General features: G+C 60.4%; 19 protein-coding genes and 1 riboswitch. Of the genes, 6 read left to right on the forward strand and 13 right to left on the reverse strand.

Features of this window, described 5'->3' with window-relative positions:
• Positions 1–196: 196 nt before the first annotated feature.
• The 3 genes from ribBA to ribD all read right to left on the reverse strand — a co-directional run bounded on the left by ribBA (position 197) and on the right by ribD (position 3,514).
• On the reverse strand, positions 197–1,291 hold the full coding sequence (ribBA, locus tag DWU99_RS13845; protein WP_115478661.1) for a bifunctional 3,4-dihydroxy-2-butanone-4-phosphate synthase/GTP cyclohydrolase II: 1,095 nt from the start codon (positions 1,289–1,291) through the stop codon (positions 197–199).
• 117 nt (positions 1,292–1,408) lie between these two features.
• Complete coding sequence (locus DWU99_RS13850; RefSeq protein ID WP_115478662.1) at positions 1,409–2,050, reverse strand: riboflavin synthase; 642 nt, start codon at positions 2,048–2,050, stop codon at positions 1,409–1,411.
• A gap of 128 nt (positions 2,051–2,178) precedes the next feature.
• A riboswitch (FMN riboswitch) is annotated at positions 2,179–2,354 on the reverse strand.
• Between the two features lie 80 nt (positions 2,355–2,434).
• The gene (gene ribD, locus DWU99_RS13855) at positions 2,435–3,514 is read right to left on the reverse strand and encodes a bifunctional diaminohydroxyphosphoribosylaminopyrimidine deaminase/5-amino-6-(5-phosphoribosylamino)uracil reductase RibD (protein WP_115478663.1); all 1,080 of its coding nucleotides are present in this window, start codon (positions 3,512–3,514) and stop codon (positions 2,435–2,437) included.
• 142 nt (positions 3,515–3,656) lie between these two features.
• Here ribD and cysK point away from each other — a divergent pair, with 142 nt between their 5' ends.
• Positions 3,657–4,613: a cysteine synthase A gene (cysK, locus tag DWU99_RS13860; protein ID WP_115478664.1), complete on the forward strand. Its 957-nt coding sequence runs from the start codon at positions 3,657–3,659 to the stop codon at positions 4,611–4,613.
• Between the two features lie 197 nt (positions 4,614–4,810).
• Here cysK and nrdR read toward each other — a convergent pair whose 3' ends face one another.
• The 8 genes from nrdR to DWU99_RS13895 form a co-directional block, all read right to left on the reverse strand.
• Positions 4,811–5,344 (reverse strand): transcriptional regulator NrdR, encoded by a 534-nt coding sequence (gene nrdR / locus DWU99_RS13865; protein ID WP_115478665.1) that lies wholly within the window; start codon positions 5,342–5,344, stop codon positions 4,811–4,813.
• A 3-nt stretch (positions 5,345–5,347) separates the two neighbouring features.
• Positions 5,348–6,061, reverse strand: a complete 714-nt coding sequence (locus DWU99_RS13870) for a CTP synthase C-terminal region-related (seleno)protein (RefSeq protein WP_115478666.1) — start codon at positions 6,059–6,061, stop codon at positions 5,348–5,350.
• 10 nt (positions 6,062–6,071) lie between these two features.
• Positions 6,072–7,325, reverse strand: a complete 1,254-nt coding sequence (gene glyA, locus DWU99_RS13875; RefSeq protein ID WP_115478667.1) for a serine hydroxymethyltransferase — start codon at positions 7,323–7,325, stop codon at positions 6,072–6,074.
• Positions 7,326–7,682: 357 nt separating this feature from the next.
• Complete coding sequence (locus DWU99_RS21005; RefSeq protein ID WP_158543289.1) at positions 7,683–7,853, reverse strand: hypothetical protein; 171 nt, start codon at positions 7,851–7,853, stop codon at positions 7,683–7,685.
• Between the two features lie 81 nt (positions 7,854–7,934).
• On the reverse strand, positions 7,935–8,918 hold the full coding sequence (locus DWU99_RS13880) for a DMT family transporter (RefSeq protein WP_199535803.1): 984 nt from the start codon (positions 8,916–8,918) through the stop codon (positions 7,935–7,937).
• The gene (locus DWU99_RS13885; protein ID WP_115478669.1) at positions 8,915–9,628 is read right to left on the reverse strand and encodes a 2OG-Fe dioxygenase family protein; all 714 of its coding nucleotides are present in this window, start codon (positions 9,626–9,628) and stop codon (positions 8,915–8,917) included. The genes DWU99_RS13880 and DWU99_RS13885 overlap by 4 nt, the downstream gene beginning before the upstream one ends.
• Entirely contained in the window at positions 9,625–10,857 is a 1,233-nt protein-coding gene (locus tag DWU99_RS13890; RefSeq protein ID WP_115478670.1) for an argininosuccinate synthase-related protein, read from the reverse strand. Before DWU99_RS13890 ends, DWU99_RS13885 begins: the two co-directional genes overlap by 4 nt.
• 684 nt (positions 10,858–11,541) lie before the next feature.
• The gene (locus tag DWU99_RS13895; protein ID WP_115478671.1) at positions 11,542–12,441 is read right to left on the reverse strand and encodes a DUF817 domain-containing protein; all 900 of its coding nucleotides are present in this window, start codon (positions 12,439–12,441) and stop codon (positions 11,542–11,544) included.
• Between the two features lie 223 nt (positions 12,442–12,664).
• On the opposite strand from DWU99_RS13895, the gene ettA reads away from it, so the two are divergent.
• The 3 genes from ettA to DWU99_RS13910 all read left to right on the forward strand — a co-directional run bounded on the left by ettA (position 12,665) and on the right by DWU99_RS13910 (position 17,706).
• Positions 12,665–14,326: an energy-dependent translational throttle protein EttA gene (gene ettA / locus DWU99_RS13900; RefSeq protein WP_115478672.1), complete on the forward strand. Its 1,662-nt coding sequence runs from the start codon at positions 12,665–12,667 to the stop codon at positions 14,324–14,326.
• Between the two features lie 217 nt (positions 14,327–14,543).
• Positions 14,544–15,362 carry an orotidine-5'-phosphate decarboxylase gene (gene pyrF, locus DWU99_RS13905; RefSeq protein WP_115478673.1) on the forward strand — a complete coding sequence of 273 codons (819 nt, stop codon included), beginning with the start codon at positions 14,544–14,546 and terminating at the stop codon, positions 15,360–15,362.
• Positions 15,363–15,711: 349 nt separating this feature from the next.
• Positions 15,712–17,706, forward strand: a complete 1,995-nt coding sequence (locus tag DWU99_RS13910; RefSeq protein ID WP_233511143.1) for a S1 family peptidase — start codon at positions 15,712–15,714, stop codon at positions 17,704–17,706.
• A gap of 42 nt (positions 17,707–17,748) precedes the next feature.
• Here the strand turns inward: DWU99_RS13910 and DWU99_RS13915 are convergent, their stop codons facing one another.
• Positions 17,749–18,960: an acyltransferase family protein gene (locus DWU99_RS13915; protein WP_115478675.1), complete on the reverse strand. Its 1,212-nt coding sequence runs from the start codon at positions 18,958–18,960 to the stop codon at positions 17,749–17,751.
• Between the two features lie 104 nt (positions 18,961–19,064).
• On the opposite strand from DWU99_RS13915, the gene DWU99_RS13920 reads away from it, so the two are divergent.
• Positions 19,065–19,895, forward strand: coding sequence for an undecaprenyl-diphosphate phosphatase (locus DWU99_RS13920; protein ID WP_115478676.1), 831 nt, complete (start codon positions 19,065–19,067; stop codon positions 19,893–19,895).
• Between the two features lie 51 nt (positions 19,896–19,946).
• Here DWU99_RS13920 and def read toward each other — a convergent pair whose 3' ends face one another.
• Positions 19,947–20,486, reverse strand: coding sequence for a peptide deformylase (def, locus tag DWU99_RS13925; RefSeq protein WP_115478677.1), 540 nt, complete (start codon positions 20,484–20,486; stop codon positions 19,947–19,949).
• Positions 20,487–20,864: 378 nt separating this feature from the next.
• Here def and DWU99_RS13930 point away from each other — a divergent pair, with 378 nt between their 5' ends.
• Complete coding sequence (locus DWU99_RS13930; protein WP_115478678.1) at positions 20,865–21,407, forward strand: DUF2127 domain-containing protein; 543 nt, start codon at positions 20,865–20,867, stop codon at positions 21,405–21,407.
• The last annotated feature ends 3 nt before the right edge of the window (positions 21,408–21,410 follow it).

A 21,410-nucleotide genomic window follows, 5' to 3' on the forward strand; every position in this document is an offset into this window, starting at 1 on the left:
GACGTACCCAGCCACTCCTTACCGTCATTCCGGCGCAGGCCGGAATCCAGTGACCTCAGTCGCGGGGTTTGCGACAAGTCCAAACCTCATCGTTTTGTGCATCTTGGCCTGTTTTGAACACGTCGCACGAGGCAACGAAGTCGCCACTGGATTCCGGCCTGCGCCGGAATGACGGTGAGGAGTGTTCTGGAGTGTGCTAGCCCGCGTGCTCAACCACCTCAAGCCCGAACCCGGCCAACCCGACCAGCTTGCGGGGCGTACCCAGCACACGCAGTCGATGCACGCCGAGATCGGTAAGAATCTGGGCCCCGAGTCCATGCTGGCGCCACTCCTGCTGCTGCATTTCCTCGGGGGCCTGATTGGCGGGCTGACGATTGAGTCGGCGCAACAGCGCTTCTGGCGTGTCTTCGCCGGAAAGCACCAGCAACACGCCGCGGTTTTCATCGGCAATGCGCCGCAACGCCGACGTGACAGTGAGCCCCAGATCATCGCGCTGAAGATGCAACACATCCGAAAGCGTGTTGCGCACATGCACGCGCGACAGCACAGGCGCCCCATCGTCCACGGCACCACGCACCAACGCAAAGTGCAGGCCGTGCCGAATCGCATCGCGATAGGCCACCAGTCGGAATGCACCAAACTCCGTCTGCACGTCTTCTTCATAAACGCGCTGGACGGTCTTCTCGGTTTCCAGCCGATAGCGAATCAGATCGGCAATCGAACCGATCTTCAGGCCGTGCTTCTTGGCGAACACTTCGAGCTCGGGACGACGCGCCATCGAGCCGTCTTCGTGCAGCACTTCGATCAGCACAGCCGACGGTTCAAGGCCCGCAAGCGCGGCGAGATCGCAGCCCGCTTCCGTATGTCCGGCGCGCGTCAGCACACCGCCCGGCTGTGCCGTCAACGGAAAAATGTGACCCGGCTGCGAGAGATCCTGCGGCTTCGCATCCGCCTTCACCGCCACCTGGATGGTGCGCGCGCGATCGTGCGCGGAGATGCCGGTGGTGACGCCTTCCGCCGCTTCGATCGAAACGGTGAAGTTGGTGTGATAAGGCGAGGTGTTGTCGCTCACCATCGGACGCAGGCCAAGCTGGCGCGTGCGCTGTTCGGTCAGCGTGAGGCACACCAGGCCGCGCGCCTCGCGCACCATGAAGTTGATGTCTTCCGGCCGCACCATTTGCGCGGCCATGATCAGATCGCCTTCGTTCTCGCGGTCTTCGTCGTCGAGGATGACAACCATGCGGCCGGCACGGATGTCTTCGAGAATTTCGGGAATCGTGTTGAATGCCATGTCTTGTTCCTTAGCTCTGCTCCCTCCCTGCTTGCAGGAGAGGGTTGGGGAGGGGTTACGCACACTCGCGAAGGCGCCTCTCTTCCCTTGCACGCAAAGGAAGAGTCGCGACGAAAATCACGCAAAACCGTGCTGCTTCAAAAAGTTCTCATCGATGCGCGACGATTCGCCGCTGCCCATCAACCGTTCGACATACCGCGCCACCACATCCACTTCGATGTTCACGGCATCACCCGCACGGCGCGCATGGAACGCGGTGTGCTCCACCGTATGCGGAATCAGGTTCACGCCGAAGCGGTTGCCCGCGACTTCGTTGACCGTCAGGCTGGTTCCATCGATGCAGATCGAACCCTTGGATGCGATGTAGCGCGCGAGTGCCGCCGGCACTTCGAAAGTCCAGCGCAGCGAGCGGCCATCCGGCGTCACGGAGACCACCTTGCCCACGCCGTCGACGTGGCCGGATACGAGATGCCCGCCCAGGCGATCGGCCAGGCGCAACGCTTTTTCCAGATTCACCGGATCGCCGGCCTTGTGCTTGCCCAGCGTTGTAAGCGAAAGCGTTTCGTTGGAAACGTCCGCACCGAATCCGTGTGCGTCCAGCGAGACGACGGTAAGACATACGCCGGATACGGCAATGCTGTCGCCCAGCTGCACGTCGGCGAGATCGAGATCGGCGGTATCGACATGCAGCCGCACATCGCCGCCGCGCGGCTCCTGCCGCACGATGCGGCCCACGCTTTGAATGATTCCGGTGAACATCAGCGCACCTCCTGGACGAAGATGGCCGCGAACTTGAAGCAACGATTGATCATGAAACGTTCTCCACGCAAAGCGGTGTGGGAACGCCCCAAGGCATGAGGCACATGCACCGCTTGCGCGATGCATGCAGCCGTCTTCTTTCATCCGGACTGTGCGCCCAGCGGCGAACCGCTGCTGCGTAAACCGTCGGCTCCGGCTTCTGACCGGATCTGCTGACCTTCCGGCGGGGCCGGAAGCGCTCGCGGGCTTGGGTCTTGCGACCCCTACCGCCGGTGGGGAATTCCACCCCGCCCTGAAGACGTTTGTTCTTGAGTGCCGAAAACCGGCCTGTTTAGTTTAACACCTGGGAGCCGGTTCTTCGGCCACCCGGGCGGAATTCAGCGTTCACGCCTGCGGACGCAGGCGGATTCGCCAGTCCTGGCCGACCTGGCGCTGGTCCAGAACCTGGAGCTGCCAGCGGTCGGCCATGTCCGTGAGCGTAGGCAAACCCAGCAACGGGCGGGCGCTGTCGCCCAGCAGCACCGGTGCCACGTAGATCAGCAGTTCATCGACCAAGCCTTCCGTGAACAGTGCGCCGCAGAGCATCGGGCCGGCTTCGACATGCACTTCGTTGCAACCTCGCTCGGCCAGCAACCTCATGACTGCGTGTAGATAGAGCCCGCCATTCTTTTCGTCAACGACAACCCGCTCGACACGCGCAAAACGTTCATCGGTGGCCGACGCGTTGGCTTCATGCAGAAGCAGGGTTTGCACGTGTCCGTCCAGTACGTGACTGCCTGCCGGCGTTCGCAAGTGACGATCGAGAACTACGCGCATCGGCGGCGTAAACGCGACAGGCTCGTTTCCTTCCGATGACAATGCCCGAACCGTCAAACGCGGATTGTCTGCGAGCACGGTACCACTCGCACTGAGAATGGCCGAGCTGCGTGCCCGCCAACGCTGCACATCCGCGCGCGCCGCGTCACCGGTGATCCATACCGACGCGCCGTTGGCCAACGCGGTGCGGCCGTCCAAGCTCATGGCAAGTTTGACGCGCACCCACGGACGCTTGCGCTCGATGCGACTGAAGAAACCGATATTGAGTTCGCGGGCTGCATCGCGCATCAACCCGGTCTCGACCTCGATGCCTGCCGCGCGCAGCTTCGCCACGCCATGGCCATCGACCTGCGGAAACGGGTCTTCGGCTGCAATGACGACGCGTGCTACGCCTGCCGCGACCAACGCATCCGCGCATGGCGGCGTGCGACCCCAATGCGCGCATGGTTCCAGGGTGACATAGGCCGTCGCGCCTCTCGCCTGCTCACCCGCCTCGCGCAAGGCAAACACTTCGGCGTGCGGTTCGCCGGCCCGCTGGTGCCAGCCCTGGCCGAGAACCCGCTCACCGTTGGCTATCACGCAGCCCACGCGCGGATTCGGCTGCGTGGTGTAGAGACCGCGCTCGGCCAGGCGCAGAGCTTGCGCCATATGCATATGATCAATGGTACCGAACGTGTCTGGACGTCTACTCATAAGCTGTGAGTTTGCGCGATCACGCACCGTTTGTCGCGTCACGTATGGCAGGAGTACGCTTGCCGGGTTCTTGCCGCTTCCGACCAGGATATAAACCATGATCCACGAAAGCATTCTAGACACCATCGGCAACACGCCCATCGTTCGCCTTCATCGCGTCGCGCCAGCCCATGTCACGCTTTATACGAAAGTCGAAGCGTTCAATCCGGGCGGCTCGGTGAAGGATCGTCTCGCTATTGCGGTGATCCTCGACGCCGAGAAGAAAGGCCTGCTCAAACCCGGCGATACCGTGGTCGAAGCCACATCGGGCAATACAGGCGTGGCGCTGGCGATGGTCTGCGCCGCGCGCGGTTATCGCTTCGTCGCGACGATGACCGAAACGTTCTCCGTCGAGCGACGCAAGCTGATGCGTGCGTACGGCGCGAAGGTGATCCTGACGCCAGCCGCCGAGCGCGGCAGCGGCATGGTCAAGCGCGCCGAAGCATTGGCGGAGAAATACGGCTGGTTTCTGCCTAGGCAATTCCAGAATCCGGCGAATCCCGCCTATCACCGCAACACCACGGCAGCGGAAATCCTGCGCGACTTCGCTGGCCGTCGGCTGGATGCCTTCGTCACCGGCTGGGGCACTGGCGGCACGCTGACCGGCGTCGGCGAGATGCTCAAGCTCGCACGTCCTGAGGTGAAGATCGTGGTTTCCGAGCCTGCCGGCGCTTCCCTGCTCAAGGATCAACCGTGGCAACCGCACAAGATCCAGGGCTGGACGCCGGATTTTGTGCCCGAGGTGCTCAATCGCAAGGTGTTCGATCTGGACCTGCCGGTTGACGATGTGCTTGCCCGCGACACCTCGCGCCGCCTCGCGAAGGAAGAAGGCATCTTCGTCGGCATTTCCGCTGGCGCCACGGTGGCTGCCGCGCTCAAGTTTGCGGAAACGGCCGAGAAAGGCAGCGTGATTCTGGCGATGTTGCCGGATACCGGTGAGCGGTATCTGTCCACGTTCTTGCTTGAAGGGGTGGAAGAAGGAACGGACGAACCCTGGTTGGAAAGTCTTGGCTGACCGACGAGAGCGCTGATCCCGCCTCACCGTCATTCCGGCGCAGGCCGGAATCCAGTATCAATAGGCGTCCGAAGGACACGAAATCTATTTCGAGTGCTTCGCACGGTTTATTAAGACTGGATTCCGGCCTGCGCCGGAATGACGGTGAGGGTGTTGAAGCAAATGGGTGGACGTGACGCAGTCGCTTCGCGCTGCACTCAATTCTTGCGGTGACGCTTCACCGCCGCAGCCGCAGCGGCATCACCCAGCAGCGAAAGCTGCAGATTCTCCAGCCCGGGAAGATCGCGCTCCAGCTTTTCGATCTCTTCGCGGAACGCATGCACGTCCTCGAACTTGCGATAGACCGAAGCAAAGCGCACGTAGGCGACCTGATCGAGCTTCTTCAGCTCACGCATCACCAGTTCGCCGACATGACGCGACGGCACTTCGCGCTCGCCGCTCTTGCGCAGGTCGTCGATCACCGCGCGCACGGACGCATCCACGTCATGGCTTGCCACCGGACGCTTCTGCAGCGCGCGCTCGAAACTGGTGCGCAGCTTGCGCTCGTCGAAGCTTTCGCGCCGCTCTCCGCTTTTCACGATCGCGGGCAACTTCAGCTCGGCCGTTTCGAACGTATTGAAGCGTTCGCCGCATTTCGGACACTCGCGACGGCGGCGCACCGTGGCACCGTCTTCGGCAAGGCGTGAATCGATCACACGGGTGTCTTCATGCTGGCAGAAAGGACAATGCATGGGTCAGGCGGCTTTCCCTATGCGCATCTCGCTGGCCGCTTGCAGGAACGCTTCCACAAGCGGCGGACAAACGCCGTTCAACGCGGCGCGTTCGTGCTGGAACAGGGTGGCGATGAAAAACGGATGACCGTCCAGCTCCAGCGCACGGGCATCATCCTGATCGTCTACGGCGGTAATGCGCAAGTTCCGACCGGCAATCGCCCCGCTGAAACCGCTGCCAAGGCCGTAGCGGCAGTGGTAGCCCTCCTGGATCGCGTCCTTGCCGTAGATGGCCGCGATGCGCGAGCCGGGCACCAGATGCACCCGGTCCTGCACCTCGACCAGCCCGCACAGGAGCGGCACGATCACCGGACGGGCGGCATCCGGCGCGGTCTCGGCATGGTCCGCATCGGCCCAGCCGAGCACGTTGCGGGCGTATTCCACCACGGCGTGCTGAAAGCCGCCGCAGGTGCCAAGGAAAGGGATGCCCCCTTCCCTGGCATGGCGAATGGCGGTGAGCGCGCCGTCCATGCTCCGGTACGGACTGGCCGGCACGCACCACAACGCGTCGAAATGGTTCAGGACCTCGCCGTTGCCGACGGTGTCCGTGCCGATCCAGGACACCTCGATGGGTGTCGCAGTCGCCTCTGCGGCCATCGCAAGCGCCAGCGGGATCGCCCGATGCGCGACGACGCCGTCATCGCGATCGCCGATCAAACCCACGCGCAGCGCCTGCATGGCTCTCGCCTCAGGCATACACCGGGAACTTCTTGCACTGCGCGGCGACCTTCTCGCGTACGGCCTTGATCACCGATTCGTCGGCCGGCGCATCGAGCACGTCGCAGATCCATTGAGTGAGTTCGATCACGTCGGCTTCCTTGTAGCCGCGCGTGGTCACGGCGGGCGTGCCGACGCGCAGGCCGGAGGTCACGAACGGCGAGCGCGGGTCGTTCGGCACGGCGTTCTTGTTGACCGTGATGTGCGCCTTGCCGAGCGCGGCTTCCGCATCCTTGCCGGTGACGTCGCGGCCGATCAGGTCGATCAGCATCAGGTGGTTTTCGGTACCGCCGGAAACGACCTTGTAGCCGCGCTCGATCAGCGTCTTGGCCATCGCCTTGGCGTTCTTCACCACCTGCGCCTGGTAATCCTTGAACGAGGGCTCCAGCGCTTCCTTGAACGCGACGGCCTTGGCCGCGATCACGTGCATCAGCGGGCCGCCCTGGATGCCGGGGAACACGATGGACTGCAATTTTTTCTCGATCTCTTCGCCAGCGTCCTTGGCGATCACGAAACCGCCGCGTGGTCCGCGCAGCGTCTTGTGCGTGGTGGAGGTGACCACGTGCGCATGCGGCAACGGGCTGGGATAAACACCCGCGGCAATCAGGCCGGCGACGTGCGCCATGTCCACGAAGAGATAGGCACCGACCTTGTCGGCGATGGCGCGGAAACGCGCCCAGTCCATCACCTGGGAATAGGCGCTGAAACCGGCAACGATCATCTTCGGCTTGTGCTCGAGGGCGAGGCGCTCGACTTCGTCGTAATCGACCAGGCCTTGTTCGTTCACGCCGTACTGCACGGCATGCATCAACTTGCCGGAGATGTTCACCTTGGCGCCGTGCGTGAGGTGGCCGCCGTGCGCCAGGCTCATGCCGAGGATGGTGTCGCCCGGATTGAGCAGCGCGAAGTACACCGCCTGGTTGGCCTGCGAACCGGAGTGCGGCTGCACGTTGGCGTAGGTGGCGCCGAACAACTGCTTGAGGCGCTCGATGGCGAGGCGCTCGGCCACGTCCACATACTCGCAACCGCCGTAGTAGCGCTTGCCGGGATAGCCTTCGGCGTATTTGTTGGTGAGCACCGAACCCTGGGCTTCCAGCACGCGCGGACTGGCGTAGTTCTCCGAGGCGATCAGCTCAACGTGGGTTTCCTGGCGTCGGGCTTCGTCGGCAATGGCCTTGGCCAGTTCATCGTCATAGCCGGCGATGGTGTCAGTCTTCGGGAACATTCGAGCCTCTTGGGGTGGCGAGCGGGGTTCAGACGCGAAATTGTAATAGTCGCGGGGGTTTGCGGCCACCGCGAAATCTGCATAAGCGGACGATGCGGGCTGTCCAAGCCGAAACCGTAACGTATTGAGGCGCATGGAATATCGCCCTGGCTATCCATCCCCACATTGCCTGGGATCAGCGAAAGGTCCAACCACTTCTGCTGGGGGGCGGGAGCCGTGCGGCGCACGAAAGCGACGTCAGTATGCTGCTCCACAGTCCGTGGTGGAAAAGCCTGATTGATCCCGCACGCATCAGCGCCACAGGCTTTTCGGCGGACGGCTACACCAGCTTGTCCGTTGTAGGTGTCGCTCCGCAATTCAAGCGCTCTCGATTGCTGCCAACGCTTTCCCCACGACGAGATCGTCTGTCACAACGTGAAGCGGATCGAGGCAGAAGCCGCCAGCCTGGGACGGACGATGGATCAATGGCCCGCCGAGATACAAGCCCGGGTCATTCGAGCCTAAAGCGGATTTTTTCGAGTTGCCCATGAGGAGATTCTCCGTCTTTGGACAACACTCATGTTCGGCAGAGGGGGCAAACGACACCAATCGTGAACACCCATCATGCCCTTATCTATCGCCTAAACCAGTGTCAGTAAGTGAACTAGGAACTGTTCTTTTATTCTTTTGAACCATTCTTTTGATCTCTGGCATGGATGACGAACGTCGCAATGCAGCCCATACCGAAGCAGACATAATCAACACGCCGCCCAACCACGCTCTGGCGCTCAGAGTTTCGTGAAGCCAGTAGACGGCGAAGAGAGCACCAAAAACGGGCTCCATTCCCATAAGGAGAGAGACCCTGGTGGGAGACGTACGCCGGAGCGCGTAATTTTGCGCGAAAAAAGCGAATAGCGTACAAAACACCACAAGGAATCCGGTTGAGGACCAGAAGAGGGGCGCATGAGGAAGTTCTGGAAGTCCGCCAGGCAACACGGCAATCCCGAGTATCACGCAGCCCAATCCGACGACCCCGGTTTGAACTCCGGTTAACGGAAATGCGGGAATGTCTCGTCCTCTGGTCAGTTTATTCGTAAACGTCACCATCATGGCCCGTAACACTGCCGCCGCCAGTATCAGGGCATCACCACCGTTCAACGACAGGGTCGCCCCTGAGGTCAATAACCACGCTCCGACCAGAGAAACACCCGCCGCCACAAAGCCAGCGATGCTCGGGCGAAATCCCAGCACGATCCATTCCACAAAGGGCGTGAACACCACACACATGCTGATGAGAAAGGCGGCGTTTGACGCCCGCGTCAGCGACAGACCATACGTTTCGCTGACAAAAATGGATAAGAGAATAAGGCCAAGGGGAACCCCAGCTTTCAATACCGCCACTCTCCTGTGCCTTGTCAATCCCCGCCATGCTGGTTGCAAGAGAGCCGACGTGATGCAAAAGCGGACAGCCAAGAAGCCAAGCACGGGGTAAAACAGCACTGCTGTTTTAGCTAAGCCATAGCTCGCGCCCCACACCAACGCGACTAGGAGGAGCATGACCTCCGCCCACAAATAAGCACGACGGCCGTCGAGAATTGCTTCGTTTGTACTCACGGTGCGAACATCGCAATCAACATGTCGCGATAGCCTTCATCGACTGGGACGAGGCGCGCAATGGGTTGGACACAGTGCTTCGTTCGCTGATCGTCCAGGAATAGGAAGTCGCCCCCATCCTTCAGCATGACCGAGGCTTCGACCTGTTCACCGTCACTTGAATAGACGGAGCTTTCGCCGCCGACAATGTTGTGGCGCTTAATCAGAAGCGACAGGACAAAATCGCATCCATCGCGGTGAACGCCTTCGGGTGTTGGCTTGCCAACTTCTCCGGCTTTAGCAAAGATCCGGTTCTGGAAGACTTTGACTGTCCATCGCGAGCGTGGCTGCAATGGCGCTAGCACATCGATACAAGAAAGAAGCGCATCTTGGAATGCCGAATTTTTCTGGATGTCTTCACGAATTGCCCGATACCATCGGTCAATTCCTCCATTTAAAGGATTGTATTCCCGGCTTTGCCGATACGGGACATGGGGCAGCACCGTTACCGACCGATCCGTGGAATCGACCTGGAACTCAGAGTAGCGCCGGTATCGGTAGGTTCCGCCATCAGCCATGTATTCGTCTTGTTTCAGGTCGTTCCAACTATCCGCAAGCAGGTTCCAGGCGGGGGATGTAGTGAAGCCAGTGCCGAATAGGTCTGCTGGACCGCCATGCAAGAATGCTCTGGATTGCAGAATTTTACTCTGGGAGTTCATGGCGCTAGTCATGCTGCAACCATCTCCGTCTTGGTGTCGGTGACGACCGGCATGTCGCTAAGGCGGCGTGCCCCGCGAATGGCTGCGACGGCTTTCTCCCATGTGTCGCGGTCAGTGAGGTAGCGCGCGTTCTTGGCTTGTATCGAGCACACGTCTGCCGCGCCCTGGCGTAGACGATATTCAACCGTGCCGGAGATTCTCGACGCGGCGCTTGCGATGAAACTTTCGGCCGCGGTTCTCAGTTCGTCGTACCAACGTCCTTCAATAGCTTCACGGACCCATAATTGTTCAAGTGAAATTTTCTCGCGCAGCACCTCTGCATTGAGCACGGCGGTCTCCAAATGACGGTACGCATCCATCAGGATGAAGGCCGCGGGTGCTTCACGAACCTCTAGCACCTTTTCCCCCTTTTCCAAATGCTCAAGTCCCGCGTAGCGGCCGATTTGAAAGCTACCCACTTTGAGATTTGTCGCCTCGATCAATTCCACTAATGGCATATCTATCCCATCGATGGCGACCGGCACGCCACGTTCAAAACGGATAGCGAAGTCAGAACTGAAGCGCCGCGACAAGCTCTCCGCCGTCCAGTCGAATAATCCGTCAGGGACACAAAATGCTTCTGGGTTATCAAGAGACCCGGATTCAAATTCCCGGCACCACAAATTGGCATCACCGCTAACACCGCGAGCTTGAAAGCTACTCAAGCCGACAGCTTTGAGTCCGGCAATTTTCTCCTCGCGGGTAAGCGCTGAAAACTCATATGGCGTCCCGTAATAACCAGAGAAACCAAGCTGTTCGATGGAGCCATTCAATCGCCGCAAACTGTTCTGCGACTGATTGGCCGTGTGCACGATTGCTCCGCAACCAAGCTTCATGGCGAACTCAACGGCATAGCGAGCGATGATCGGACGCGACAGGGACGAGCTGATGGGATACATACCCATATATCGAGCATTGGCTCGAATAGCCGACAGAACGGCATCGCGTGCGAAGGTTGCGCGACCATCTACTACAATGGAGCGAGCGCCAAACCGATGTGCAAGTTCTTCAAGATCTGACCGATTGACACCGCAACCCAGGTCAATGGTTAGGCAAAAAATTTCAGTGCCTGCGCTTCTCGCTAATTCCTTGAGGAGGAATGTGCTGTCTAAGCCACCACTGAATAAAGTTAATATCCGCGGAACCTGCTGACATACATATGATAGATCATCAAGGCTGCGGATCATGGTTACATTTTGCATGAACGATAGAACCTCTTTCTTTCATTGATGTCACTGCGCCGCGAACAAAACCGTGTCGAACGCATGCGGCTGCAGTTTTGACGACGAAGTCACTCTCGCCTATCGACGAGACCTCGACGTAGCCCAGCACCAGGCCTGCCCTTTATGGATGTCATGCGCACTCCTCGACACCCAGCACAAACGAACACACCGACTCCGTTTGCCTAATACTTGTTCGTAGAAAAATTACTACAAAAAGCATGCATCGTATGTGAGGTTTTTCCTGTAAAATTGAGCGAAAAAAGTCATACATTGAAATGTCGACAGCGATCCACCAGGGAAGGCTTCTGCCCAATTCAAAAAAGTAGATGCGTTGTCAAAACTGAAAACTGAAAACCGAGGTGAGGCTTTGAGGTTTTCCCACGTTTTCATGCAGGCATCCACAGCTGATCAAGACACAATGAACCTGCTCGGAAGTTTGGGCGATTCGCAGCCTTGCATTGAGGCATGGTCTGACTTGCAGCAACTGGCGACAATCAAGGCACACCACATGCTCGTAGAGCAAAACGAACGTAATGCAGGAAATAGTTTTCGTCGCAATCGTTCAACCATTCAAACACGCGTCGTGATATGAGCATCACCGCTTCGACGTAAGCTTCATGTTCCCTGCGCAAAGGCGATGGCATCGCCGGATCGACAAAAGCACTAATTACGTGGGCCACGTAACCCGCAATCATCCAGCGCGGGTCGCCGCATCGCCACCGCGCTCACCATCACATAGCTGATAATCATCAACAGCAACCATGCACCGAGCTTCGACAGCGGCACCATGCTCCACGCGTGTCGCTGCGCCGGATAGCGCCAAGCGGCAGTGAACGTGCCCATGTTCTCGGCGAACCAGATGAACGTCGCGACCAACACGAAACCGAGCAACAGCGGCATGCGCCGATGCACATCGCGGATGCGGAAATAAACCCACGTGCGTCCAAACAGCACGGCAACGGCGATGAACAGAAGAACGCGCACATCCGGCAAAAAGTGGTGCGTGAAGAAATTCACGTAGATCGCAATCGCCAGCCACACCGTCGCCGCAAAAGGCGGATGCCGCACAAAACGAAAATCGAACAGCCGCCACGCCCGCGCGATATAGCTGCCGATCGATGCGTACATGAAACCGGAGAACAACGGCACGCCGGCGATGCGCAACAGAGAGGCTTCCGGGTAGACCCACGATCCCACGGAGGTCTTGAACAGCTCCATCACCGTGCCGACCACGTGGAACATCAGGATGACTTTCGCCTCGTCGCGACTTTCCAGCCGCGTGGCGATCAGCACGCACTGGATCGCCAGCGCGGCGAGCGTGAGGAAGTCGTAGCGCGCCAGCGCCGCGCCACGCGGATAGAACGCCCAGGTCAGCCACAGCAAGGCCACCATGCAACCGCCGAACAGGCAGGCCGACGCCTGCTTGACGCCGAAGCACGCCAACTCGTGCAACGCGGTGGCGTAGCGGCCGCGCGATTGGGCCCACACCGCTATGCGGCCATCCCAGCGTCGAAGCCAGTTCAGCCCATCGTCCCCACGTTTGAGGGGGCCGGCAGCTTCCATTGATCGCTCCATCCGTGATCCGTGGAGCATGGCGGCCGGAGCTGACCGTCAATGGCGCGAAAAATGGCGCAACGATGGCCATCTGGCTGCACGGGAGCGACGTCCGGGCCGTCAACCGTCACCGGGAATGACCACGCAGCCGCTATAATGCCGGGTTTGATACCCACGCCCCGCGCGTCGCCCATCCACCCGGGCCGGCCACGCGCACGCTTTCGGAGCCAGCATGCAATACATCTACACCATGAACGGGGTCAGCAAGATCGTTCCCCCGAAGCGCCAGATCATCAAGGACATTTCGCTGAGCTTCTTCCCGGGCGCCAAGATCGGCCTGCTGGGCCTGAACGGCGCGGGCAAGTCGACCGTGCTGCGCATCATGGCGGGCGTGGACACCGATTTTCAGGGCGAAGCCCGCCCGCAGCCCGGCACCAAGGTGGGCTACCTGGCGCAGGAGCCTCAGCTGGATCCCGACAAGACAGTTCGCGAAGCGGTGGAGGAAGGCGTATCCGTCATTCTCGACGCTCAGAAGCGTCTTGAAGAGGTTTACGCGGCTTACGCCGAGGAAGGCGCCAATTTCGACAAGCTTGCCGCCGAACAGCAAGAGCTGGAAAACATCCTCGCCGCCAACGACGCCCACGCGCTGGAGCGCCAGCTCGAAGTGGCCGCCGATGCGCTGCGCCTGCCGCCGTGGGACGTCAAGATCGGCCCGCTGTCCGGTGGCGAAAAGCGCCGCGTGGCGCTGTGCCGCCTGCTGCTCTCCAAGCCCGACATGCTGCTGCTCGACGAGCCCACCAACCATCTGGACGCCGAATCGGTGGAATGGCTGGAGCACTTCCTGCAGGACTATCCCGGCACCGTGGTAGCCGTCACCCATGATCGCTACTTCCTCGACAACGCCGCCGAGTGGATTCTCGAACTCGACCGCGGCCGCGGCATTCCTTGGAAGGGCAACTACACCGAGTGGCTGGAACAGAAGGACCAGCGCCTGAAGCAGGAAGCGCAGCAGGAAAAGTCGCGCCAGAAGGCGATCGAGAAGGAACTGGAATGGGTGCGCTCCGCAGCCAAGGGCCGTCAGTCCAAGGGCAAGGCGCGACTGAACCGCTTCGAGGAACTGAACTCCGTCGACTACCAGCGTCGCAACGAAACCAACGAAATCTTCATCCCGCCGGGCGAGCGCCTGGGCCAGGAAGTGATCGAGTTCAAGAACGTGAGCAAGTCGTTCGGCGACCGCCTGCTGATCGACGATCTGTCGTTCAAGGTGCCGCCGGGCGCCATCGTCGGCGTGATCGGTCCGAACGGCGCCGGTAAATCCACGCTGATGAAACTGATCACCGGCGTCGAGAAGCCTGACAACGGCGAAGTGAAACTCGGTCACACCGTGAAGCTTGCCTACGTCGACCAGTCGCGCGGCGCGCTCGACGCGAAAAACAACGTATGGCAGGAAGTCTCGGGTGGATCGGACATCCTTACCATCGGCAACTTCGAGATCCAGTCGCGCGCCTATATCGGCCGCTTCAACTTCAAGGGCACCGATCAGCAGAAGATCGTCGGCAACCTCTCCGGCGGTGAACGCGGCCGCCTGCATATGGCCAAGACCCTGCTGCAGGGTGGCAATGTGCTGCTGCTCGACGAGCCTTCGAACGACCTGGATATCGAAACCCTGCGCGCCTTGGAAGACGCCCTGCTGGAGTTCCCGGGCTGCGCGATGGTGATCTCGCATGATCGCTGGTTCCTCGACCGCATCGCCACGCACATCATCGCTTTCGAAGGCGACTCGCACGTGGAATTCTTCCCCGGCAACTACAACGAATACGAAGCGGACAAGAAGCGTCGCCTGGGCGAGGAAGCTTCGAAGCCGCATCGTGTGAAGTACAAGAAGCTGGCTTAAAGCACGGCTTTTGCGTCTGCCTCCTCTCCCCCGGGACGCGGGGAGGGGCCATGGATGGCCCCGCTCTGAGGAGCGAGGAAGAGGATTGAGGTGAGGGGTCACGCCTTGCCCAGGCCTCAATAGAATCGCGTCCTGATTCATCTACACCGCAAGATTGTCCCCTCACCCCACCCTCTCCCCGAAGGGGAGAGGGAATAAGGCGACAAGGAGAGAGACCATGCATTTCATGCAATCCCTGCAACAGGCATGGACCGGCAACAACTCGCTGGTCTGCGTGGGACTCGATCCGGAACCGGCGAAATTTCCCGCGCATCTGAAAGGCCGCGCGGATGCCGTGTTCGAATTCTGCAGTGCCATCGTCGATGCCACCGCCGATCTCGTTTGCACCTATAAACCGCAGATCGCCCACTTCGCTGCACTGCGCGCGGAAGATGCGCTCGAGCGGCTGATTGCGCACATTCACGCCAAACATCCGGGCGTGCCGGTCATCCTCGATGCCAAGCGCGGCGATATCGGCAGCACCGCGCAGCACTACGTCACCGAAGCCTTCGATCGTTACGGCGCCGACGCCGTCACGCTCAATCCCTACCTCGGCCGCGATTCGGTGCAGCCGTTTCTCGATCGCGCCGACAAAGGCGTGATCCTGCTGTGCCACACCTCCAATCCCGGTGCCGCCGATCTGCAGGATCTCGACATCGGCGGCAAGCCGCTCTATCAGCATGTCGCGCAAATGATTGCGCGCGACTGGAATACGCACGGCAACTGCGCGCTCGTCACGGGCGCCACGTGGCCGGAGCAGCTCGCGCAAGTGCGTTCCCTGGTCGGCGATGTCCCATTGCTCGTTCCGGGCATCGGCGCGCAGGGCGGCGACGTGGAAGCCGTGGTTCGCAACGGCCGCACCTCGGCAGGCGCCGGGTTGATGATCAGTTCCTCGCGCGCCATTCTCTACGCAGGCAGCGGCGCGGATTTCGCCCAGGCCGCTCGCACGGCCACCATCGCGTTGCGCGATACCATCAACCGCTATCGCCAGCACTAACGCGGTCGGCACTCCCCGTTCGAAGGAAGACTCGCACCGGCGTCCGGTGCGGTCGCCGCAAGTTGACGTTTTTGCAACCCTGCGAAGGGTCGATGGATGCGGTTTTTCCCTGCCTGAACCAGCCTGACTGGCACGTTTCTTTCGCGATTGCGTTGCAAGCCGTTTGCAACCTTGAAATGGCTAACAACCGCGCGCCATAACGCGTCGGTTTTCGCCCCGCAATCGCGTAATCCCCCCATCCCCAAAGCCCTGCCGCTATGTCAGTATCCAGCGCGGAGATCCGGCGTGGCGCCGGTCGGCAACCATGCGAAGGAAACGTATGCCGGCATCGAATGGGTGGGATCGAAACGTGACCGCAAGAATGGTTGGGTTCGTGCGCAAGTTGTCGCTGGCATGGTGTCTGGTCGTGATCTCGGTGGGACTGATAGGTCCTGCCCACGCCGCCAGCCCCGATCCCAGCCTGGCCGCGAAGATCAATGCGGCGACGTTCGAAGTGGTTATCCCAAAGGAGGTCAACGATCCGCTGATCTACGAAAAGCCGCTGCCGCTCGATCTGCTGCCCTATCAGGAACGCACCGACAAATATTTCTCGGTGGGCACCGCTTTTTCATTGGGCAACAATCGTTATGTCACCGCTGGCCACGTGCTGATGGTCGGCATCGGCGATCTGACCGGACCGCCCGCGCTGCGCGATGCGAACGGCCACGTTTACGCCATCGACAAAATCCTGAAGTTCTCGCTACAGCAGGACTTCGTGATGTTCTCGCTGAAGGAGCAGCCCGGCAACGTCTCGCTGGACACCAACATCAAGCCGGCGGTCAACAGCGTCGTCTACGCCGTGGGCAACGCACTCGGAACCGGCGTGGTGATCCGCGATGGTCTTTACACTTCCGATACGCCCGAGGAAGAAAACGGTCGCTGGAAGTGGATGCGCTTCTCGGCTGCCGCCTCGCCCGGCAACAGCGGCGGTCCGCTGCTCGACCAGGACGGCAAGGTCATCGGCGTCGTGTTGATGAAGTCGGCGAACGAAAACCTCAACTACGCCTTGCCGATCAGCGAAGTGCTCAATGCACCGGACAAGCTGGCGGTGATGGACAAGCGCATGTCTTACCAGCTGGACGTGCTCGACTACGACCAGAACGGCAACTTCAAGGCCCAGTTTCCGCTGCCGAAAAGCTACGACGACTTCAGCGCCACCTATCTGAAGCTGCAGAACGCTTACAACGAACAACAACTCAAGGCCCTGTTGCAACAACAAGCGGGCGATCTATTTCCGCACGGCGCGGGCTCCAGGCAGATTCTGCACGACACGCCCGAGTTGAGCCTCTTCCCGGAACTGATCGTGCATAACCGCAGCGGCCAGTGGGGTTACGCGGGACGCGAACTCAATCGGGTTCCGCTCAGCGGCAACGGCTATGTCGCCAGCGGCTATGTCGGCCACAACTTCCTGATGCATCTGCGCCGCCCCGACGACATGAAGGCCTCGGTTTTCTACGGCGACCCGAAGGCGATGATGGATCTGGTGCTCAAGACCGGCTACTGGTACCGGCAAGTCGGCCCGGAAAAGATCAAGATCACCTCGATGGGCAAGCCCACCACCGACACCACCTACACCGACAGCTGGCAGCGGCATTGGAAGGTGTTCATCTGGCCGCAACCGCATATCAATGGCGAAGTGGTCGTGTTTGCGCTGCCGGTCACCGATGGCTACGCCATCATGATGCGCATCAATCCTTCGATGGTGACGCATGACAGCCTGATCGACATGAAAGCGTTGACCGATTTCTTCAACGTCGATTACGGCGGCACGCTGGCCCAGTGGAAAGAATTCCTGTCCGACAAGTCCTTGCTGCCGGAGGTGCTGAAAGACACGCACATCGACTTCGATTACGGCAAGCGCTTCGGCTACGACTCCAGCAGCATCAACTTCAGCTATCCGGCCTCGTTGCAGACGATCGGGCCGGACAATTTGCTTTCCGTTGGCGTCGGCTATTACCAGAAGAACGACAAGTTTGTGTTGGAAGCGGGCTATGTGCAGATCCGCCTGAACAACACGGATCCGGATCGCATCAGCATCCGGCGCCATGTCGCGCCGAGTGCCGATCTCGACGACAACTACAAGCAGAACTGGGGCAAGCTGTTGCACAAACAGCATCCCTACGACGGCGTGGCCTACAACGACGGCGACGAGATGGATATCGCCAGCGTCATCGACGCCCCGGCCAACGATGCGCCGGCCGAACTTTATACGGCTTTCTACGGAACCCAGGGCACGCACAAGCCCGAGGACATGAAGGCCAAGCTCGATCTGATCACCCAGCAGTTCAAGCTCAAATCGCATTGACGATTCGAGGCATGCAGCTTGCAGCTGCATGCCTCTGCCGCTTTAGGCGCTCTCGACGGAAGCGACTACCGGTACGGCAGGCATGGATGTCGCCGGCGATTTCAGCCACCGCGCGCGAATCCAGCGTTCGCTGGGCACCGAAATCACACGCGCGACCAGGTAGCCGAGCAGCCAGCACAAAGGCACCGTCGGCAAATACCACAGCACACCCCATTTCATGTCGCCGCTCCATAGATGGAACAGGCGTACGGCTGCCGTCACCACAAACATGTGGCTCAGATAAATTTCATAGCTCAAGCGGCCAAAGGATCGCAGCCAGTTCAGCCCGCGCCATGCACGCCAAGCACCAGCACTCTGCCGCCACTGCAAACCGATCAGCAGACACATGACCGACACGGTCAGCAGCAGCAAGCACGCATCGTGCAGCGTGGGCCATAGCCATTCCTCGATAAATAAAATGGCAGCCAAGCCGAGGCAGCCCACCTCGATCCAAGTACGCATGACCCAACGCCGATTCGGTTGCCAGCGCCGTGCAATCAAAGCACCGAGCACGCCCGTGGCGATGGCCGCCATGCCCGGCAGATAAGCCTTCTCCTGCCATACCTCGTTACTTGCCAATGCCGCATGCGTCCACGGCAGCGACAGTGCGAGCACGATGAGCATCAGCGCAAGCATCCACGTGCGCCGCACAAGCAGGCATGCCAGCGGAAATCCGAGATAGAACGCCTCTTCGATGGACAACGACCACAAGACGTCCCAATTGCCGGGCAGATATCCGTAGTGGCCTTCATACCAATTCAGATGCAGGCCCACGGCGGAGAGCAAGGCTCGAGGCAGGTTCTGCCCCTCGCGCTGGATCACGTAATGGTGAACGCCCGACAGATGCAGGACGCTGAGCACCGCCAGCAACACGAACAGGCACGGTGCGATGCGCGCAAAGCGGCGGACGTAGAACGCCCGGGCATCCACGCGATTCAGGCCACCCCAACGCTGGAGTGCATTGCCCGTAATCAGGAACCCCGAGATCACGAAAAAGACAAAAACCGATTCGTAGCCGTTGTAGTTGATGGCGTTGAGGAGAAAGACCGGCACGTAATCGGCCAGGACACCATGCTTGAGAGGAATGCGCAGGCCGATGTGGTGCAGCACCACCAACAGAATCGACAAGCCGCGCAGCAGATCGATGCCGGGATTGCGCGGCCCAAGACTTCCCGCCTCGACACCCTTCCCCGCCCCGACAGACATCCTCTCCATTCGGACTCCCCATCTTGAATCGCCCGATAATGGCCAGCCTATTCCTGTCACGCAAGCGACTTAGGCTGACATAATCCCCCAATGGCCCTTGAAAGGAATGATGCGTGAGTCTTTGGTTTCTGGTTTTCCTGAGCGTGTTGCAAGGTGTGACGGAACTCTTTCCCGTCAGCAGTCTGGGACACACCCTGCTGGTCCCCGGACTGTTCGGCATGCACATCGACAAACATGCCCCGCAGCTGATTCCCTTTCTGGTCGCCCTGCACCTGGGCACGGCGCTTGCGCTGCTGGGTTACTTCCGTCAACGCTGGGTTGCGCTGATTCGCGGCTTTTTCGGATCGCTGGCCGGACGCCCCAATGACGACGGCCACCTGATGTGGTCGCTGATCATCGGCACCATTCCGGCATGCGTGGTCGGGCTGTTGCTCGAGAAGCGGCTCGAGCTCGTCTTCCACGATCTGCGGATCGTGGCGATGGCATTGATCGCGAACGGCCTGTTGCTGTGGCTCGGCGATCGCCTGCAGCGGACGCGTGCGCACAAGCCGCCGGAAAAGCTGAGCTTCCGGCAGGCGTTTCTTGTCGGCCTTGCGCAGATCGGTGCGCTGATTCCCGGATTCTCGCGCAGCGGACTCACCATGATCGCCGGCTCGGCCACCGGGTTGGACAAGGAAAAAGCGGCGGAATTTTCCTTCCTGCTTGGCACGCCCATCATTCTCGCTGCAGGCGTGCTCGAAATACCGAAGCTGTTGCACGCCCCGCAGCAGCTTGCCGACGCGTTCCTCGGCGGCATACTGACGGCGATCGCCGCGTGGCTGAGCCTGAAGTTTCTGATGAGCTACTTCGAAGGTCGTGGACGACTGGCTTCGTTCGGCACCTACTGCGTCATCGCGGGCGTCGTATTTTTGGGCTGGTTCCTGCTTCATCCGCAGCCGGTTTAAGTTGCCCGATGCGCTTCCGGCCTTCCTGGCCGGAAGCGCATGTGAATCCGATCATTCGTCGACGGCCGGATCCATCCCGGGAAACAACACCTCGGTAAAACCGAACTTGCTGAAGTCCGTGATGCGCGAGGGATACAGCCGTCCGATCAGATGATCGCATTCATGCTGCACGACGCGCGCATGAAATCCTTCCGCGGTGCGATCGATGCGCTGCCCCTTGGGATCGATGCCCTCATAGCGGATCAGCGAATAGCGATTGACCGCGCCACGCAGGCCCGGCACCGAAAGGCAGCCTTCCCAACCCTCCTCCATGTCCTGCGACAGCGGCGTAATGACCGGATTGAGCAGGATGGTCTGCGGCACCGGCGGCGCATCCGGATATCGTTCGGAACTGTCGAAGCCGAAGATGACCAGCTGCATGTCCACACCGATCTGCGGCGCGGCCAACCCGACGCCACCGGCGTGATGCATGGTTTCGAACATGTCGGCGATCAGAGCATCGAGTTCGGCGGTGCCGATCATGCTGTCGGGTACGGGTGGGGCGACACGCAGCAGACGTGGATCGCCCATCTTCAGGATTTCACGGATCATGCAAACCTCGCGCACGGAATGCTTGTTCTTTTTTACTGTAGCCGGGACGGCGTTAACACAAGCCTTCCACAGGCCGATGACAACACCAACCGTGCACGCCCGATACCTGCAAGGCTCGATACGGTGCACCGCCAGAGATGGCGAAAACGGCACTTACAACACCATGCGTTCCGGTCAATGCCCCGGGAGACTCTCACCTGCGCCGAGTTCTCCCGCGAGCGGCAAGCCGCACGCCACGAGGAGATGGGCAGCCGCTGCTGCTGAACGGCCGGCTGGCCGCATGTTGGAAAACCGGGGCCATGTCCGCATTAAGGACCTGGCCCTCCCCCATCCCCGAACCGTTAGACTTGCCCTCACGCACGCCCGTGACCGGTCCCCATGTCCCCCAGCGATCACCGTATCACCCGACCAAGTTCCGACATTGAAGCCAGGCACAGCCTCGGCTTGCGCATCATCGCCATTTACAAGGCGATCAAGACGGTATGCCTGATCTTCGTGGCGGTGGCCGCATTCGGCCTGCACCAGCAAGAGAACTTCGAACGCCTGGTGCACTCGCTGGAGCATCTTTCATTGACCGACTCCAGCGGCCTGCGTTGGCGCCTGGTCGAGCTGCTGGAGCAGATGGGACCGAGCAAGTTCGTCGCCATCGGCATCGTGGCTTTGGCTTATGCGGCCATCTTCGCCACCGAAGGAACGGGCCTGTGGCTGCGCAAGCATTGGGCGGAATGGTTCACCGTCATCGCCACCGGTTCGCTGATTCCGGTGGAAATCTATGAGGTGCTGCTGCGCTTCAATTGGCTGAAGCTGGCCGCCTTGATCGGGAATGTCGCGATCGTGGCGTATCTGGTTCGCATCGCCATGCAACCGCACGCAAAGCGTCCGAAGGATGCCTCCGGCGTCGCCATCCCGCGCGAAGGGTAACCG

The sequence above is a fragment of the Dyella psychrodurans genome, from assembly GCF_003363265.1.
In the GTDB taxonomy this organism is placed as follows: domain Bacteria; phylum Pseudomonadota; class Gammaproteobacteria; order Xanthomonadales; family Rhodanobacteraceae; genus Dyella_B; species Dyella_B psychrodurans.

Coding starts and splice junctions, on each gene's coding strand:
- def (WP_115478677.1), bottom strand. CDS start 20,486: ATGATCCGTGAAATCCTGAAGATGGGCGATCCACGTCTGCTGCGTGTC.
- DWU99_RS13885 (WP_115478669.1), bottom strand. CDS start 9,628: ATGACTAGCGCCATGAACTCCCAGAGTAAAATTCTGCAATCCAGAGCA.
- ribD (WP_115478663.1), bottom strand. CDS start 3,514: ATGGCGCAAGCTCTGCGCCTGGCCGAGCGCGGTCTCTACACCACGCAG.
- ribBA (WP_115478661.1), bottom strand. CDS start 1,291: ATGGCATTCAACACGATTCCCGAAATTCTCGAAGACATCCGTGCCGGC.
- DWU99_RS13895 (WP_115478671.1), bottom strand. CDS start 12,441: ATGGAAGCTGCCGGCCCCCTCAAACGTGGGGACGATGGGCTGAACTGG.
- glyA (WP_115478667.1), bottom strand. CDS start 7,325: ATGTTCCCGAAGACTGACACCATCGCCGGCTATGACGATGAACTGGCC.
- DWU99_RS13850 (WP_115478662.1), bottom strand. CDS start 2,050: ATGTTCACCGGAATCATTCAAAGCGTGGGCCGCATCGTGCGGCAGGAG.
- ettA (WP_115478672.1), top strand. CDS start 12,665: ATGCAATACATCTACACCATGAACGGGGTCAGCAAGATCGTTCCCCCG.
- pyrF (WP_115478673.1), top strand. CDS start 14,544: ATGCATTTCATGCAATCCCTGCAACAGGCATGGACCGGCAACAACTCG.
- DWU99_RS21005 (WP_158543289.1), bottom strand. CDS start 7,853: ATGGGCAACTCGAAAAAATCCGCTTTAGGCTCGAATGACCCGGGCTTG.
- DWU99_RS13930 (WP_115478678.1), top strand. CDS start 20,865: ATGTCCCCCAGCGATCACCGTATCACCCGACCAAGTTCCGACATTGAA.
- DWU99_RS13870 (WP_115478666.1), bottom strand. CDS start 6,061: ATGCAGGCGCTGCGCGTGGGTTTGATCGGCGATCGCGATGACGGCGTC.
- DWU99_RS13915 (WP_115478675.1), bottom strand. CDS start 18,960: ATGGAGAGGATGTCTGTCGGGGCGGGGAAGGGTGTCGAGGCGGGAAGT.
- nrdR (WP_115478665.1), bottom strand. CDS start 5,344: ATGCATTGTCCTTTCTGCCAGCATGAAGACACCCGTGTGATCGATTCA.
- cysK (WP_115478664.1), top strand. CDS start 3,657: ATGATCCACGAAAGCATTCTAGACACCATCGGCAACACGCCCATCGTT.
- DWU99_RS13890 (WP_115478670.1), bottom strand. CDS start 10,857: ATGCAAAATGTAACCATGATCCGCAGCCTTGATGATCTATCATATGTA.